Here is a 17921-nt window from a genome sequence, read left to right as displayed (position 1 = left end):
TGCCAAGGTCTCCATTATCTACGCTCCAAAGCAAACCGCTTCTCAAAGGTTTTCAACAACAGCGCCGCCGAGGACGTCAATACAGCATAGAGCACCGCCGCCATCAGGTACATCTCGAAGGGCTTGTAGGTCGAGCCGATCAGGCGTTGGGCGGTCATGGTGAGTTCGATGACGGTGATGGTTGACACCAGCGAGGTGTCCTTGATGAGGATGATGAAGTTATTCCCCAGGGGCGGAATGATGATCCGCAGCGCCTGCGGCAGGATGATACGCCGCATCGCCAGGCCGAAACTCATCCCCAGAGAGCGGGCCGCCTCGAGTTGCCCCGCATGCACCGAGATGATCCCACCACGGATAGTTTCCGCATTGTAGGCTCCGGCATTCAGAGAGAGTCCCAGAATACCTGAGAGCATCGGGCCGAGATCGATCCCCAGCTGGGGTAAGCCGAAATAAATAATAAACAGCTGCACCAGCAGGGGGGTGGAGCGGATCAGCCAGATGTAGAAGGACGCAAACCCTGACAGAAACTTGTTGTGCGACAGTTTGCAGAGCGCCGCAGCCAGGCCGAAGACCAGGCCGAGGAGGACGGAGATCACCGAGATCTGCAGGGTCAGCCAGGCGCCTTCGAGCATGAATGGAAAATAATGTATGATGATCTGCCAGTCGAGCATAAGAACCCCTTGGCGCGGGACGGACCCGCTTGAGAGTAGTGTGTTGTTAACGACGCAGGTTTTCGAAAACCGCCGCTGCGCCCATGCCGCCGCCGATGCACATGGTGACGATCCCGTAGCGTGCCCCGCGACGCACCATTTCGGCAAGCAATGTGGCGGTTAGTTTGGCCCCGGTGGCCCCCATCGGATGTCCCAGGGCAATAGCCCCGCCGTTGACATTCAAACGCTCCGCCGGGATACCCAGCGCCCGGGCCACGTAGACGGCCTGGGAGGCGAACGCCTCATTGACCTCCCAGAGGTCGATCTGCGCCGCTTCCAGGCCTGCGAGCCGCAGCGCCTTGGGCACAGCCGTCACCGGTCCGATCCCCATCAGGGCCGGATCAGTGCCGGTCACTGCATAGGAAACAAAACGTGCCAGGGGGCTAAGCCCCAGTTGCTGCGCCCTGCCCTCACTCATGATCAACGCCATGGCCGCGCCGTCGCTCATCGGTGAACAGTTGCCCGCCGTAACGCTGCCACCCGTCTTGAACACCGGTTGCAGACCGGACAGAGCTTCAAGGGTCGTCCCGGCGCGGGGCCCTTCATCGCGGGTGAACAACCGCGCGGGGCTGTTCGTTTCAGCCGGCAGGGGCACCGCGATCAGCTCTGAGTCGAATCGCCCGTTTTCGCTGGCGGCCAGGGCTTTCAAGTGACTCTGTAAAGCAAAATTATCCTGTTCCAGACGCGTCACGCCAAACTGCGCGGCGACCTTTTCGGCGGTCAACCCCATGGCCATATAGGTCTCTGGACGGCTCAGCATAAGTGACGGATTAGGGCGTGGATTGTGCCCCACGACGGGGACCATTGACATCGATTCAGTGCCACCGGCCAGAATAACCTGCGCCATACCAGTCATGATCGACTGCGCGGCGATGGCGATGGTCTGCAGCCCCGAGGAGCAGAAGCGGTTCACCGTCATCCCCGGGACAGTGTCGGGCAACCCGGCACGCAGCAAAGCGATGCGCGCGACATTAGTTCCCTGCTCTGCCTCGGGAGTCGCGCAACCGAGGATAACGTCTTCAATCTCTGCGGGATCCAGTTGGCCAGTTCTGGCCAAGACCCCCTGAATCGCAACAGCGGCGAGATCGTCGGGGCGAATTTTGGCCAGCGCGCCCTTGTAAGCTCTACCTGAGGGGGTTCGCCCGCAGGCGACAATGACAGCTTTTTGCATAGACTCTCTCTATTCTGTTATGAAAACCACTCCCGCCAAATTGGCGGCGGGAGTGGTGAAGCCAACCTTATCAGCGTACGTCGATACCCAGCCACTTGGTCGAGATCGCGGCATAGGTGCCATCCGCCTTCATGTCGCCCAGCGCCTTGTTGATAGCCGCTTTTAATTCGGGGTTCCCCTGACGCAGGGCAATGCCCATCTTCTCTTCATAAAGCAGTTTGCCCGCCAACTGTATAGGGGCGCCCTTATCCTTGCTGGCCAGCGCGCCGACGATCTTATCGGTAACAAAGCCGTCGATTCGACCGTTACTGGTTTCGAGGATCATGTCAGGGACCCCCTTGTAGGAACGGATATCGGCCCCTTTGATATTGTCACGAACCCACTTTTCATAGGTCGTACCAAGGGTGATGCCGATCTTCTTGCCTTCCATGTCTTTAGCGGATTGGATCGCAGACCCTTGCTTGACGAACAGCTGGGCGCCCGAGCGATAGTAGGGGTCAGAGAAATCGATCGCCTTCAACCGTTCGTCTGTAATCCCCATGCTGCCGCAGATCAGTTCGTATTTTTTGGCCAGAAGGCCGGCAATGATCCCATCCCATGCGGTGCTGAGAGGCTTGGCCGCGACCCCGATCCGTTTCGCAATCTCGCTGCAGATCTCGACATCAAAACCGGTTAGCTGATTCTTGTCATTGACGAAGTTGAAGGGGGGATACTGACCGCTCATTGCCATACTGAGCGAACCATTCTTCTTGACCTGGCTCAAGTCGTCCGCAGATGCCGTCAAAGCAAAGATGAGTAAGATAGACATGACGGCCATGATGATCTGAACATTACGCATGGTGGATCCTCCTTTTAAGTGGGACGGCTTTATGAATTGGTTACCATCCAGTTAGTACCCGGCGGGTACCTGCAAACTTAACGGTTAGCTGAGCATTGTCCTTAAGACAGATTCAATTTGAAGTCAGCAGACGGCGCGTGGCGCGACCAAGGGCCCGATCCAGCCGTTGAAGAAGCTCATCGACCTCTTCCGCCGTAATGATCAGCGGTGGCGCGATCAGGACATGATCGCCCCTCAGACCATTGATCGGGCGGCGCGGATAGATCACCAGCCCCTCCTCCGAGGCTTCGTCGGTCAACAGGTTGTGTGCTTCTGTGGCTGGCGGAAACGGCCTGCGGGTCTCGCGATCCTGCACCAGTTCGAGTGCCAGCAGCAGTCCGCGTCCACGAACCTCGCCGATGATGGCATGGACCGCAGCCAGACGTTCGAGGCCAGCCTTGAGCTTGGCCCCCATCTGCGCCGAGCGTTCAACCAGTTGCTCGTCCTCAATGATCTGCAAGGCCTCCAGGCCGATGGCGCAGCCCATCGGATTGCCGGCATAGGTATGCCCATGCTGAAAGCCGCCGCTGTCAAGAACGAGATCGGTAATTTCGTGGCGCGCCATGATCGCACCGAGGGGATAATAGCCCGCGCCCATCCCCTTGGAGAGTCCGACGATATCGGCCTCGACCCCCCAATGTTCATAGGCAAATAATTTCCCGGTGCGGCCGAAACCAGTCATCACTTCATCGAGGATCAACATCACCCCGTATTTTTTGCAGATCTGCTGAATGATGCCGAAATATTCTTCCGGTGGCACCAGGGCGCCAGTGCTGGCTCCGCCGATCGGTTCAGCGACAAAGGCGGCGACATTCTCCGGACCCTGCTCCTGAATCACGCGTTCCAGCTCCCAGGCACAGGCCAGGCCACAACTCGGACGGCTGAGCCCGTAACGACAGCGGTAACAGTAAGGCGCCGGAATCTTGGGGTGCGCCTTGGTGATCGGCCGAAAGGGATTCTCCAGCGGCGAGTAGGCCGTGAGTCCCAACACACCCAGAGTCGAGCCGTGATATGAGGGAGTTCGACTGATGAACAGATGGCGCGAGCCTTCACCTTTAGCGTAGAAATACTGTCGGCAAAGCTTGATCGCTGCCTCCATTGCCTCCGACCCCCCTGACACGTAAAAAACCTTGTTGAGGTGTGGCGCAGAGACTTCGACCAACTTTGCCGCCAGCTGAAGCGCAGGTTCGCTCTCGAATTGGGTGCGATAGGCGAAGAAGGTTTTCTGCGCCTGACGGTTGATCGCCTGCTCAATCCGCTTGTTGCCATAGCCGAGGTTAGCGACGACCGCCCCGGAGCAGCCGTCCAGATATTGCTTGCCCTTGGTGTCCCACATGTAAATCCCCTCCGCACGATCGATGATCGGCAGGGTTTTACGATTCTGGTAGAAAAGATATCCATCGGAGGCTGGTTGCATCGGTTTCTCTTTCTCTTCTCATAGCGCTACGGAACCTGACCTATTTAGATTACGTTTATCGTAATCAAGTTACGATAAACGATAATTACAGATACACCGGTGTTCTATTCCAGTCAAGAATAAAAAACATCCGACCATAAAAAATAAAAAGCGCCTGATTTTCAGGCGCTTTTTCATAGTTAGACTTAGAAAGACGTTTGTTTAACTGTGGGGAATTGCAAAAAAAAGAGGGGCCGTCTCAGGAAGCTGGCATCATCGCAGTGACACGTGCGGCCAGTGTTGTCAGAATATGGATATAACTGTCGACCAGGCACGGCAGCGAAGTCTCCACCGTGGTGGAGTCAAAGGAGATCCCGCCCACAACCCGACCCGTTGCCGGATTGAAGATCGGCGCCCCGATCGAGAGCAACCCGCGAATGTATTCTTCATTATTCACCGCGTAGCCGTTGACCCGCACCTCGGCCAGATGAGCAAGGAGCTGCGAGCGGTCGCTGATGGTATTCTGGGTGCGGACCAGAAAGGATTGCCGCTCGAGGGCCTGCTCGAAGTCCGGCGCCGGCAGATGGGCCAGAAACACCTTACCAATCGCGGTGCAGTAAAGCTCCTGAGCGCTGACCGGCTGGTGAAAGGTCAGGGTATTCGGCAACTCGCAGCGGCACACCATCACCATGGCATTCTGCACAAAAATCGCAACGTCGATGCTCAGATTATACTTCCGACTGGTCTCCTCAATCAGCGGGGTAATGATGCGCCGCAGATCATAGGCACGCAGCAGCCGGTGCCCAAGGGCAATCGACATCGGCCCGAGCCTGACCTGCCTGGATTTCTCGTCCTTGACCAGATAGCCCATTTCGACAAAGGTGTTGATGAAGCGATAGGTCGAGGTGGTATTGAGCTCCAGCGCTTCGGCGATATGCTTCTGGCTCCAGTGAGAATGCTCTTCATCAAACAGGTTAAGGATCCGCATCCCCTTCTCCAGGGTGGTGGAAAAATAATCGAGCGACCTGTCAGCCATAGCGCGGAGCTCCATTTTTAAAGTTGCGTAAGGGGTTCATGCTGCATTTTTGCCGACGAGGGTGTCAAGCTTAAACACACCTCACAGGGACCAGAAATCGGCTGGCCCCTGTCAGGCCCAGCGTGTCAGATTGTGCGCAATTTAAAACATGGGCGATATAGTTGGCTGCCTACCCCACAAAACAAACCGGACCCATTTTGACAATGGCAATAGTCACGCCCCAGGTAACGACAACAGCGATTACGGTCATCCTCCCCACCACCATCGACCCATTGCTGCATAAACACCTGCTAACATCCGATAATCAGTTCATATGGACCATCAAGACCAAATCTGGCGCAAGCAGCAGGGTATCAGCAACCTGCACCCTTTGCTTGAGGGCTCAGCGAGCTGCGGGAGTACGATTAAATCTCGAATCACACTCAATCTATACGTAATGAGATCACAACATTTCTTTACTTAACTTGCCGTTTACCAAGCGCCAAATAGTCAGGGGATTATTGTCCTGTAGCGGTTCAGGAAGTAGTTCCTTTGGATAGTTCTGCAAACAAACAGGGCGGAGGAAGCGATTCATTGCAGCGGTGCCAACAGAGGTAAACCGAGCATCGGTGCATGCCGGGAATGGTCCGCTGTGGACCATCGAGTGGCAAACCTCAACTCCGGTTGGAAAACCGTTGACAAGAATACGCCCGACCCTCTGTGTCAGCAGATCAATCAATTCACTGTAACCGGACATTTCGCCCTCGGCAGCATGAATCGTAGCTGTCAACTGCCCCCGTAGACCTTTAACGGCAGACTCCATCTCTCCTAGGTCCCGGCATTTGACAACCAGAGCGGCAGGACCAAACATTTCTTCTGTCAACTCGGGATTAGCAATAAAATCTGCCGCGGAGACTGTAAGCAAAGTCGGTTGCCCACAGAAGCCAGGGTTATCCCCCCGATCCTTACCAATCGCTTTTTTTTCAACACCGTACTGACTGGCGATAGCGACAACATTTTTATCGTAGGCCTGTTGAATGCCTTCGTTCAGCATAACCCCGGCGGGCAGCTGAGCTAAACAGTCCGCAGCGCGGTTAATAAAACGGTTCATGGCCTCACCTTCTATCGCCAACACCAACCCGGGGTTGGTACAGAATTGCCCGACGCCCATATTCAGGGACCCGACAAATCCTTCGGCGATTTTTTCTGCATTTGCTGCAAGAGTTTCAGGCAACAGAACGACAGGATTAATGCTACCCATTTCAGCAAAAACAGGAATCGGTTCTTTGCGCTTGGCGGCCAATTCTACTAATGCCATACCACCACCAAAAGAACCGGTAAAGCCAACAGCTTTGACTTCTGGAGCAACGACCAGGGCGGCTCCGACTTCACGACCAGAACCCATCAACAAGGAGAAGACCCCTGCTGGCAACCCAGATGACTTAACAGCTTTGTCAATAGCTTGAGCAACTAGCTCGCAGGTTCCAGGATGAGAAGAATGCCCCTTTACCAGAACCGGGCATCCTGCAGCAAAAGCAGACGCGGTATCCCCGCCTGCGGCGGAAAAAGCGAGGGGAAAATTGCTGGCGCCGAAGACCACCACCGGGCCGATGGCCTGGTTCATATAACGCAGATCTGGTCGAGGGAAAGGCTGACGGTCCGGTAGTGCCGTATCGATTCTGACATCCAGAAAGGTCCCTTCCAGAACTGTGTCGGCAAACAAGTTGAGTTGACCACAGGTGCGGCCTCTTTCGCCTTCAATGCGCACCCTGGGAAGACCACTTTCAGCCATGGCTCTTAGTACCAGAGTATCACCAAGGGCCATGATTTCGTCGGCGCAGGCCCGCAAAAAGCTGGCCCGTTTGTCGAGAGAAGCATGACGAAACGCACTGCTGGCCTCTTGAGCGGCAACAACCGCGCATGTGACCTGTTCAGCCGAAGCCATCGTCAGGACAGGGTCAAGCTTAGCGCCTGTCGAAGGATCAATTGCCTGATAGGTTCCGCCCCGACCATCTACCCATTCTCCATTAATTAATTGTTTTCCTGCAATTGTCATAGTTTAACTCCTGTAAAAAGGGTCATGACTGGTTTAAAGGTTGATTTGGCAACATACTAAGGATCAAACAGCTCAGCTCCCGACCTCTCTGATTGAACCTAAACTCACATTCTTCTAGATGCAAGTTGAAGGTGTTTGGCGACATGCCACGGAAACGAACTAACCGTATTTTGGGATGGCTTTTGAACAATCAGGAATGATCTCGGGACAGACATGACCGTTCCGTGCTCCGCACCACGTGGAAGTTCTGTCAAATAAGACGGAGCCCCCAGCGCAGTCACAGGGCTGATCCGCATACTTACGGGCGGGATGAACCGGAGAATGATGAAGAGGTGTGATGTGCGGCAGTTGACGAACCTGCAGATCAGAAACCGATAGTTTGGAGTCCGGAATCGGAAGTTTGAGCGTCGTTTAAGCACTTAATCATTGACTCAAAATCACCATCAATCAGACACCGAAACGGCCAACCTCAAAAAAGGGGTTGGCCGTCCCTATTGACCAGGGACTGTAAGATTTTCACAATATATCAATATTTTGCCGTCAGAATCGGCTGAAGAAACTTATCAGACGATTCTGACACCAGACAAAGTTCGACATGAAGGCATAGACTTCTCGCCACAGGGTGGGTCGGCTTCGGGCTCCAGGTGGAGGTCATCGAGGGATCAACAGTGCATTTTTAAATCTTTTCTGAGGATGCAGATGGACCTCTAAACTAAAATGTGAAATCTCTTTTCGGCATGTTAAATTTTTTGTATAGACTCTCTCAGTATTGACAATTTGTACGGTTTTTGAATAAAACCTGCCAAGCCTTTGCCGACAAACTTCTGAGTGACTTCCTGTTCATTGTAGCCGCTTGACATAATGACCTTGATATCTGGTTTGATCTGCCGCAGTTCACGGAAGCATTGTTCCCCGTCCATGTGTGGCATGGTCAGGTCCAGGATAACGAAATCGATGTCGGGGTTTTGTTTGAATTGTTCTACCCCTTCACGACCGTCATCAGCGGTGATGACCGTGAAACCGAGCTCCTTGAGCATTTCTGCTCCGATGCCGCGCACGGTTTCTTCGTCATCGACCAGCAGTACCGTGCCTTCACCTTTCCAGTCGTCATAGTGACTGGCGCCGTTAAAGATCTCAACAGGTCTGTCGCAAGCAGGGAGCAGGATCTTGAAGGTGGTCCCCCGATTTGGTTCGCTGTAAACCTTGATAGCACCTTTGTGCCCGCGAACAATGCCGAGTACCGCTGCCATCCCCAATCCGCGTCCGGTGAATTTGGTGGTAAAGAACGGATCAAACAGCTTTGCCAAGGTTTCCTTATTCATACCGCAACCGGTGTCGGCAATCTCCAGGTAGACGTAGAGTCCTTCGCTGATATTTTCGTCGAGCCAAACGTCCTTCAGATAACTCCGGTCACAATCCATGCAGCCAGTGGTGATGGCGATGACGCCACTTTTGTCACCGATAGCTTCAGAGGCGTTTATTACAAGATTCATGACAATCTGCCGCATCTGGGTGGAATCTGCTTCGACCGAGGGGAGTGGCGTGTATGGATTTAGGCGCAGCACCACTTTTTTGGAGATGGAGACTTCCAGCATGTGCAGCATTTCTTCCAGCAGAATATTTAAGTCGATATTCTCAATAACAAATTTTCCTTTACCGGAGTAGGCCAGCATCTGCTTGGCCAGGTCGGCTGCCCGTTCAGATGCCTGTTCGATGCGGTGCAGGTTCTCGACGGCGGGGGACTCCTTGTTAATCCGCTTCAGAGCCAAATCCGCGTTACCTATAATAGCCATGAGGATGTTGTTGAAGTCATGGGCGATACCGCCAGCCAGGACACCGAGACTTTCCAGTTTCTGGGCATACAGAAGCTGTTTCTCAAGAGAAAGGCGCTCTTCTTCAGCTTTCACGCTTTCGGTAATATCCTCTATGATGCCCCACACAACTTGCCTCCCGTTTGTATCGGTAAAAAGCACTCCACTGATAGTAATAGGATATTTGGTCCCGTCTTTACGAATATACTCCTTTTTATTCGGCCCAAATCGCCCGGTTTCAGCGAGCTCACGCAGTTGCTGCAGCTCTTGTGCTTCATATTCCTGTGGGGTTATTTCCCAGAAGCTTAACTTTAAAAACTCTTCTCTTGTGTAACCTGATGGTCGTAATACTGCGTTGTTCACCTCCAGAAACTCACCGGTCTCATTATCAACCATAGCCATACCTATAGGAGATAACTCAAAAAGCATACGATATTTGTTTTCTGCTTGTTTACGCTCAGAAATATCCCTTACAAAAGCGCAGTTACACTCTTCTCCTTCTAGCTGCACATAATTGGTTGCAATCTCAACCGGGAACACACTGCCATCTTTCCTGCAGTGTTCAGATTCAAATTTCATGGAGCCAAGCTTGCGAAGTTCAGGAAACTGTTGTAGCAAAACATCTGCGTCAGTGTTTGCATCGATATCCGCTACGCTCATCTGAATCAATTCCTCCCTCGTATAACCGAGGGAGCGACAGGCCGCTGGGTTGACATCTGCTATGCTGCCATCCGGTTTGATCCAGAAGATCGCATCTGAAGCAGCCTCAACACTAGTGCGGGTCATCTGCAATTCTTCTTCATAGCGTTTTCGGTCAGTAATGTCCCTGGAGGCGCCAAAGAGAAGCAACTCTCCCTCTTTTTCACCTCTGGTGCAGTCGCACGTTTCTGCGATCCAACGGGTTTCTCCTTGTTTTGAGATCAGTCTAAATTCAATTGTCTTTCTATCCCCTGGTGTCAGACTAAGAAGATAAGACATGACTGTCTTCCTGTCGTCAGAATGTACGAAAGGGAGCCAGCATCCTTTCTCATAAACCTCCTCGGCACTGTATCCGGAGATGGCTTTTATTCCACCACCCACCCACTGAATGCGAAAAGGGTCACTACCGGTTCGGGCACATTTATGAACGAAGTCCGACGTGAGACCAGAAATATAGCGATAATTTTCTTCACTGGCTCTGAGCTCAGAAGTCTTTTCCCTAACCCGTTCTTCCAATTGACTCGTCAGGTTCTGGAGGGCTGATTCTGCTCTCTGTCGCTCATCAAGCTCTCGTTGCAGTAAGACGGTGCGGTTGCGGACCTTCTTACGTAGTGCATAATTCCAAAACCCTGCTAACAGCAGAAGAATCCCAAACGTTGAAACGACTGCACCGTAGATAAAGTTTTTTGATGGCCGCCATTGCTGCCCTTCGATGTATATCCAGCGTTTGATGGCTTGCTGCCGTTCCTCTTTGCTGATGGAAGCAAGTCCCTTGTTGAGGATACCCTGAAGCTCAGGCCAATCCTTGCGGATGCCTATCCCCCAACGGTAATCAAATTCTGTCTTCCCGGCCAGGTGAAGATTGGTAATTCCAGCTTCTTGAGAATAGTAGGTTGCATTGGCCATGTTCTCCACATAGGCATCAACCATTCCCAGCGATACCTTGGCCAGACCAGTGGATACATCCGGTACGACATCAAGGATGATGTCGGGATATTTCGCCTTTAAAACGTCATGGGCCGTGTAATTGGAAACGACAGCTACCTTTTTTCCCTTCAGATCATTCAGAGTCAGATCTGATTTTGTCTTGCTACGTGTAAAGATCCCTCCGGGGACAGAAACAATTGTGTCAGTAAAGGTTGCAAATTTCTCGCGGTTTGGCGTTTTTACCATCGCCCCCAGCAAGTCGACCTCTTTATTTTTAAACTTGGTCATTGCCTCATCCCAATTTTTCAAGTGGGCAATGGTAATTTTAATCCCAAGTTTTTTTTCAAGAAGCCTTATAATATCGGCAGCGGCGCCCTGATATTCACCACTCTTGTCAATGTATTCGATTGGCTTGAATTCAGGATCAGGAGCGAGGATGATAGTAGGATGCGACTTTAACCATTGATGCTCTGCATCAGTGAGTTGCACCGTTGAGACCAAATTCTCTGCCGCAAAAACGGAGGCAGGCGAGATCGCAACGAGCGGCATGAAAAGTAGAAAGATAATGCGGCAAAGCATTCTGAGGCAGGACATGTTTCTCACCTTATTGGATATACGAAACATAGAAAATTACATTTCCTTTTGTCGCATACGGAGGACATTTATACACACAAATGTTTGCACATAGCATCAGAGGCTTAGCATTATAAATTAAATTATCTCAGATTAGAAATAATATATGTTTCCAACGTAAGCATCTTTAGCGTTAATCTATAAGAAATTACTTTTCTGCCAATCGTCGGACAGATAATTTCCGGCTGCCAGACCTGATCAATCGAAGAAATAAGACAACCTAAGCTCCGGACCAAGAATATTTATGGGCTCATAACCGTTAAACAATGCTGACATAGCTAAGAAGATCCTCGCATTCTGCAGCACTAACTGAATTTCCTGGAACTTATCCCTGACCGACTTTTTGTTTTCAATAGTTGCGAAAAGGTGGTCGCTGCTTATATTATTTTTGAATATTGTGTACTTGAATGCAGGGTATTCAGTATTCCCAGAACCCTCAGTTTTTTGATCCTGAAAGCACCTTGGCACAAAATCCAAGACGTCCCTACTGCCAAAACTTTCGACTTCTAAGACGAAAATCGGCTTTTAACTCATCGTCTATCAGATTCCAATACAACCAACCTCAAAAATATTTTCCGGCAGAACATGCCGTCATGCTACTTTTGGCCAGAATGGAAGTGTTTTTATCTGCAGATTTTGTGAGGGACCATTATGGCAGTTAGTGAATACCTCAGCATAATCGCCCTGATAACAGCAGGACTGGCTCTGCTTTTCTCACTCCGTTGGCTACTCAGGAGGGTTGAGAAAAAGCGTCATATTGACATCAAAGAGAACAACTACCAGCACGCAGTGCCTACCAGCTCTCCGCAGAACAAACCACTGAAAAAAGCACAGGAAAATCGCACCAAGAGTGTTCGTTTCCGTTTTACCATTATCCGTCATATTATCACGTTGACCGTCGTGCTACTCGTCGCCTTGCCTATCAGTCTCCATTTTCTCGACAAAATCCCCGCCGCCATGTTTTCTCTACTTATCGCATCTTCCGGTGTGGTTATAGGTATTGCCGCACGTCCCTTCATCGAAAACCTGATTGCCGGTATTGTCATCACCTTTTCACGCCACCTGCGCATCGGCGATACGGTCGAAATTGACCATATTTACGGAACCATAGAGGATATTACACCGATCTATACCATCATCAAGACATGGGACTGGCAACGTTACGTGATTCCCAACGCCGATATGCTTTCCAAGGAGTTCCTCAGTTTGACCCTCAGTGACAACTATCGCTGGAGTCACATCGAATTCTGGGTCGCTCCGGATGCAGATCTCGCTGAAGTCAAAGCCAATGCGCTGCAGGTTGCGAACGGTTGCCCCCACTTTGCCCCTTATGAGGACCCGAGTTTTTGGGTCATGGGTCTGGAAAAGGAAGGAATACGCTGCTGGTTGGCGGCCTGGGCTGATTCGCCTGGCGATGCCTGGATGCTGGCGAGCGAAATGCGAACCGGCCTGGCCGAAAAGCTTCGCTTGCTCAAGATACCCCCGCATCGCTACCAGGTCGATCTCGCTGGAGCGCTGAACGGGACAGATCAACCGGCACCCCCGGCCGCAGCTACAGATACAGCAGAGGGGACAAAGTGGCCCCGCCCGAACGGCCCGGACTCTGGCGACTCGTATCGAGCCTGATTAATTAAAATTGCACCCAAAAAACACAGAACGCCGCCACGACCTATGCCGAGGCGGCGTTCTTATTGCGTAAGCCTGACCAGATCAGGTCAGTTCGCGCGAGATAAGTATGTTCCAGTTCTTAGCGCATTAAATACTCTGAAACCTCACGGTGACCACTTCGTGGGCAGCAATATTATTGCTGGATATTTCAGGCACCCAACACTTGTCATATCGATTTGTACGCTGGGTGTTAATAAGGTTTGAGAGCGTCAGAAATTGTAATCAATGCGACCGGGATGGTACAAAAATACTATCAAGGATCATGAACCTTAGTCCGGGGCCACGCACCCTCAGGAGACAGTGATGCAAGCGTTTCAGCAGATCTATCAGCGTGCAGCTGCACGTAAAGGAGGTGAAGTTGTCCTGCGCCAGTTGCTGACGGGGAATATTAAAAGTCCGCAACAGCTCGCGGATATAAGCGACAACCGCTACCTGGCTGAAATGACCAAAGCGGTTTTTAAGGCGGGGTTCGTCTGGAAGATTGTCGAGCATAAATGGGCTGGTTTTGAGGAAACTTTCTGGGGTTTCGATGTCGGCCGCTGTGCCTTCATGTCACCGGATGACGAGGATGCGATCTGCGCAGACACGCGGATTGTCAGAAACCGGCAGAAAATTCTTACCGTTCCACACAACGCTGTGATGATTATTGAGACCCGCAAAGAACACGGCAGTTTCGGTCGGTTTATCGCCGACTGGTCGACACAGGATTTTATTGGCCTGCTTGATTATCTGGGCAAGCACGGCGCACGGCTCGGCGGCATGACTGCCCAATACTTTCTGCGCGTTATCGGTAAGGACGGCTTTGTTCTCTCGCGTGACGGGGTCCATGCCCTGATTCAGGCCGGAGTCATCGACAAACCGCCGACTGGAAAGGCAGCCCGCCGTAAGGTTCAGCAGGCCTACAACCAGTGGCAGCAGGAATCTGGTATGGGTCTGAGCGAACTCAGCCGAGTTTTGGCCCTGTCGATCGATGCGCCGAAAGACTGATCGGAATTCCACCATCAGTAAAACAGGAAGGGCCCACGATTACCAGATCGTGGGCCCTTCTCGTATTGCGCTATTTATAGAACACTCTGTCTCGGGATGCAGGGCCTGTGCGAATAGGCCCTTTGCATGGGGCAACATATCCTGATTTTGGGTGAACCAACTTCCGAAACATTTTTCGACCGGTCGATACTCCAGATGTTACTCTTGCCCCGAGCAACGTTCAATAAATCAGTTTTTTTAACAAAGCCCACTTGCTGCTCACCCTGCAAATAGATCATTTTATAAGCTGTTGACAAAAGACCTTCTTGAGCATGCTATCGGCACCAAGCTACGCTGAACCAATTCTTTTGCAGATGGGGCACTCAATCGCAGCCGTATTATCGTGGATAGAGTCGACTATTTTTACGTGGAGTGAAATATGAGAATGAAAGATCTGAAACCATTGATTGAGAAAAACCGTTCCTACCGTCGGTTTGATTTTGGACGGAAAATATCCGAGGATTTTTTGGTCGCGCTGGTGGATGCGGCGCGAATGAGCCAGAGTGCGGCCAATCTGCAACCACTCAGTTACATTACCGTTAGTAAAGAAGAGATGGTTACGGAAGTGCATAAGCATATGCGCTGGGCCGGCTATCTACCTGACTGGAATGGACCTGTAAACGTAGAACGTCCTGTTGCCTACATTGTCGTTTTAGGCAATACAGAAGTTAAACAGACCTATCGAGAAGTGGATGCCGGGCTGGCCATGCAGAATATGTGCATATGCGCGGCAGCAGAGGGGATCGGCTCATGCATGATCGGCAACCTGGATAAAAACATGCTTGTGAAATTGCTCGAGATTCCTGAGCAATATGAAATTATTTATGCGGTGGCGTTCGGATTTCCGGTGGAACAGGTGCAAATAGTGCCGTTTGCAGGGGATGTGAAATATTATCGAAATGAAAATCAGGAGCACTTTGTGCCGAAACGATTATTGAAGGATATTTTAATCAAGCGGGGTTAAGTTTAATCAAAAAGATGGGTTTATTCCCAGCAGCTTGCAGCGTATTTTTGCAATAGTTGCTGGCTGTGGATGCCTCGCAGTCTGCTGCGAGGGATTAATCATGACCCAGGATGAGAGCTGACCGGGTCTCCCGTTTGTCGCAGTCATGAGCTGTGAAAATGTTCCGTCCAAAGTGGGGGGCCATTACTATTTGTCACCACCCATAGAGCACCAAAGGCCCACGGTTACAATATCGTGGGCCTTTCTCGCATTGCGCTATTTATCAAACACTTTGTCTCTGATACCAGAATTTCTTGGAATGGCAGGTCGATAGTCAGTTTCGGGCCACGGAATTAATGTGGACCAAAGTCCAAGACGGGATCGAATTGATATTTTCCTTTTTTAGCCGGGTTTCAACCGTTTTGCCAACTCCTCAATGTGAGCTGGACCAATCTCGCAACATCCCCCGATAATCCTGGCACCGTGCTTTATCCAGTCCTCGGCAAAGTCAGCATAAATCTCTGGCCCCAGGTTGGTGCGGGCTTGCAAGAGATCTACAGTCGCGCCCTCTTTTAAGTATTCGGGCGCAATTTCCACAAATCCATTTGCATAAGCACCCACCGGAATGCCCTGCCCAGCCAACACGGGGAGCGCCTGGCTGACAGCCTCGGGGGGCGAGCAGTTAATCAGCAATGCTGCGAGATTAAATTCTGAGATCAGCGGCAATATCTCTGTGATCGACTCTCCAGATCGGAGCTTCGTGCCATCCTCGTCATCGACACTGATCGCAAGCCAAACGGGCCTCCTGCCGGAGTTTGCTCCCATCACCGCCCCACGGGCCTGCGCCACAGATGACATGGTTTCACAAAGAAATATATCGACATAAGGCTCTTGGATGGAGGCAATTTCAGCATATAGCGCCGCGCCCTCCTCGATTGAAGGGGCAAGATCAGGGCGATAGGACCGACCTGTCGGGCCCATTGATCCCGCGACCAGCCCCTGACCATGCTTGTCTCTGGCCGAAACCGCCAGAATGCACGCCTGCCGGTGGAGCTCAGCAAAGCGATGTTCGAGACCAAAAGGGCTCAGCCGATCTGGAAGAATCGCATAGCTATTGGTGGTGGCAATGTCTGCACCTGCCAAAAAATAATCGCCATGCAGCTCACGCACCAGATCGGGATGGTCGATTAAGAACTGAGTTGACCAGAGTCCGGTCGGTGCTGTTGCAGAACGTGCCAGTAGTTCTTGGCCCAGACCACCATCGAGAAGTGTGATATCCATGCGATATGCCCTTTCATGACCAGACTGAGATAGATTCAGTATTGCGGGCTTCTACACCTTTGTCAAAACTTGGATTTTTTTGAAAATAAAGCCGTGGGATTTCTTTGAATTGACACGAGGTGGGTCGATTTTCCCCAGTTTCGAAAATAACGACAAATAGAGCATTGAAAGCCCGCTTGGCGACCCGGTTGGGGTTTTCTGATTTATCAGGGTATGTAGGAATATGCCCATCGCAAGGGTAAGTATATTCTGGCTTTGGGTGGAGCAACTTCCAGGACACTTTGAACTGATTAGTGATTTGATACCGACTTGCCGGAATCAGACCGGGCAAAACTTACTACATATTAAGACGTTTATAGATGACGTTCAAAATCCATTCGCTGATGCAGTATTCTGATCACATCAATGCCACCATCAACAAGTTTGAAAAAAATGACGTGTGAGCCATATCTGATTTTTCTATACCCTGCCCTCACATCGCTGATATTGGTGGATGTAGAATGATCGCGAGATTGTGATTGCAGTGCTGCCCACAGTTCACGAACATACTTTTCAGCCTGCTCGACACCCCATTCCTCAAGTGTGTAGTCCCAAATACCACTGAGGTCTGATTTGGCCTTCGGAGATAAAACAACCTGGCTCATAGAGAGAGTGACTTTTTCTTATCGGCAATGAAGGCATTAATATCTAACCCCGTTGAGGGACCAGAACTCTCACCCTCTATCAGAGCTTGGCGCAATTGCTCTAATTTAAGGTGGTCATTTCTGATCAGATCACGCACGTAGTCTGATGCGTTTGCATAGCGCCCGCTCTGCACGCATTCTTCAACCCAAGATTTCATCTGATCTGGTAACGAAATATTCATGGTTGCCATAGAGTATTCTCCTTTTTAAGATCACATCTAGAGACTATGGCAAACCTTGCCAATTGTCAATTTTTGCCAAGCAAAGTTCAGAAGCAATGGAGCAGAGTAGGCTCCCATCTGAAGACAGAATCCCATTGATTACCATCAATAACACGCGAAGAGCCCACTGTTACCATGTCGTGGGCTCTTCGCGTAATGCGCTATATTTAGCACAGATCGTTGCAATGCTCTTTGTGAAACCTATAGACTGAAGATCGGCTCAGTCCATAGTGTTCGGCTATTTCAACCTTACTGCACCCTGGAGCTTCAAAATCTCTGACAAGCTGGCAAACTTCTTCTTTTTTCAACTTGGATTTTGCTCCAAACTGCACACCTCTTGAAATTGCTTTCTCTCTTCCTTCTCGGGAGCGTTCCCGAATCAATCCCCTCTCAAACTCCCCAATAGACGCCAAAATGTTAAATTGCAGCCGACCGTAAATTGTTGTCGTGTCGATCCCTTGATCCAAGACAACTAGATCGACATTCTTCTCTTCGAGTCTCTGGACGATGATAGATAGATCAACCATGGAACGTGCTAGCCGATCTAGTTTGGTAACGACAAAGACATCTTCCTCCCGTACGAAATCCAATACCTTTTGAAGTTCCATCCGAATCTTTTTTGAACCGGCCGATGCCTTTTCGTGATAAATCCGATCACAATCTGAAAGCTTGTCCAATTGCACATCAAGCTTCTGGCCAAGACTACTGACTCTCGCATATCCAACTCGCATTCCCATAATGACCTCCGCCGCAAAGGGTTAGCAATGACCCCTTCTCGTCTGAGTAACGAAGCAGGGTCTCGGA

General features: G+C 51.1%; 14 protein-coding genes and 1 pseudogene. 3 read left to right on the top strand and 12 right to left on the bottom strand.

Going from position 1 to position 17921, the window contains the following annotated elements:
- Window positions 1–14: 14 nt before the first annotated feature.
- The 8 genes and pseudogenes from D888_RS0103085 to D888_RS22845 form a co-directional block, all read right to left on the bottom strand.
- The gene (locus D888_RS0103085) at window positions 15–671 is read right to left on the bottom strand and encodes an amino acid ABC transporter permease (protein WP_020675063.1); all 657 of its coding nucleotides are present in this window, start codon (window positions 669–671) and stop codon (window positions 15–17) included.
- A 46-nt stretch (window positions 672–717) separates the two neighbouring features.
- Window positions 718–1881, bottom strand: coding sequence for a thiolase family protein (locus tag D888_RS0103080; RefSeq protein WP_020675062.1), 1164 nt, complete (start codon window positions 1879–1881; stop codon window positions 718–720).
- A gap of 70 nt (window positions 1882–1951) precedes the next feature.
- The gene (locus D888_RS0103075; RefSeq protein ID WP_020675061.1) at window positions 1952–2719 is read right to left on the bottom strand and encodes an ABC transporter substrate-binding protein; all 768 of its coding nucleotides are present in this window, start codon (window positions 2717–2719) and stop codon (window positions 1952–1954) included.
- Between the two features lie 112 nt (window positions 2720–2831).
- On the bottom strand, window positions 2832–4175 hold the full coding sequence (locus tag D888_RS0103070) for an aminotransferase family protein (RefSeq protein WP_020675060.1): 1344 nt from the start codon (window positions 4173–4175) through the stop codon (window positions 2832–2834).
- A gap of 238 nt (window positions 4176–4413) precedes the next feature.
- Window positions 4414–5190 (bottom strand): IclR family transcriptional regulator, encoded by a 777-nt coding sequence (locus D888_RS22850; protein WP_020675059.1) that lies wholly within the window; start codon window positions 5188–5190, stop codon window positions 4414–4416.
- A gap of 442 nt (window positions 5191–5632) precedes the next feature.
- Window positions 5633–7225, bottom strand: coding sequence for an aldehyde dehydrogenase (NADP(+)) (locus D888_RS0103060; protein WP_020675058.1), 1593 nt, complete (start codon window positions 7223–7225; stop codon window positions 5633–5635).
- A gap of 22 nt (window positions 7226–7247) precedes the next feature.
- Window positions 7248–7412 (bottom strand): annotated as a pseudogene (locus D888_RS23540) (IS1595 family transposase); the annotation flags it as partial.
- Window positions 7413–7965: 553 nt separating this feature from the next.
- Window positions 7966–11256, bottom strand: coding sequence for a PAS domain S-box protein (locus tag D888_RS22845; RefSeq protein WP_020675057.1), 3291 nt, complete (start codon window positions 11254–11256; stop codon window positions 7966–7968).
- A gap of 690 nt (window positions 11257–11946) precedes the next feature.
- On the opposite strand from D888_RS22845, the gene D888_RS20545 reads away from it, so the two are divergent.
- From D888_RS20545 to D888_RS0103035, 3 genes are all read left to right on the top strand, one after another.
- Entirely contained in the window at window positions 11947–12921 is a 975-nt protein-coding gene (locus tag D888_RS20545; protein ID WP_020675055.1) for a mechanosensitive ion channel family protein, read from the top strand.
- Window positions 12922–13266: 345 nt separating this feature from the next.
- Window positions 13267–13950, top strand: coding sequence for a DNA-3-methyladenine glycosylase I (locus D888_RS0103040; RefSeq protein ID WP_020675054.1), 684 nt, complete (start codon window positions 13267–13269; stop codon window positions 13948–13950).
- 418 nt (window positions 13951–14368) lie between these two features.
- Window positions 14369–14953: a nitroreductase family protein gene (locus tag D888_RS0103035; RefSeq protein WP_020675053.1), complete on the top strand. Its 585-nt coding sequence runs from the start codon at window positions 14369–14371 to the stop codon at window positions 14951–14953.
- A 381-nt stretch (window positions 14954–15334) separates the two neighbouring features.
- Here the strand turns inward: D888_RS0103035 and D888_RS0103030 are convergent, their stop codons facing one another.
- From D888_RS0103030 to D888_RS0103015, 4 genes are all read right to left on the bottom strand, one after another.
- Complete coding sequence (locus D888_RS0103030) at window positions 15335–16213, bottom strand: homocysteine S-methyltransferase family protein (RefSeq protein WP_020675052.1); 879 nt, start codon at window positions 16211–16213, stop codon at window positions 15335–15337.
- A 353-nt stretch (window positions 16214–16566) separates the two neighbouring features.
- Window positions 16567–16857 (bottom strand): type II toxin-antitoxin system RelE/ParE family toxin, encoded by a 291-nt coding sequence (locus D888_RS0103025; protein WP_020675051.1) that lies wholly within the window; start codon window positions 16855–16857, stop codon window positions 16567–16569.
- Complete coding sequence (locus tag D888_RS0103020) at window positions 16854–17087, bottom strand: type II toxin-antitoxin system ParD family antitoxin (RefSeq protein WP_020675050.1); 234 nt, start codon at window positions 17085–17087, stop codon at window positions 16854–16856. Before D888_RS0103020 ends, D888_RS0103025 begins: the two co-directional genes overlap by 4 nt.
- A 197-nt stretch (window positions 17088–17284) precedes the next feature.
- Entirely contained in the window at window positions 17285–17854 is a 570-nt protein-coding gene (locus D888_RS0103015; protein WP_020675049.1) for a recombinase family protein, read from the bottom strand.
- Window positions 17855–17921: the final 67 nt, after the last annotated feature.

Origin of the sequence: Geopsychrobacter electrodiphilus DSM 16401, assembly GCF_000384395.1 — a bacterium.
In the GTDB taxonomy this organism is placed as follows: Bacteria; Desulfobacterota; Desulfuromonadia; order Desulfuromonadales; family Geopsychrobacteraceae; genus Geopsychrobacter; species Geopsychrobacter electrodiphilus.
This window is presented reverse-complemented; position numbering and strand designations above follow the sequence as displayed.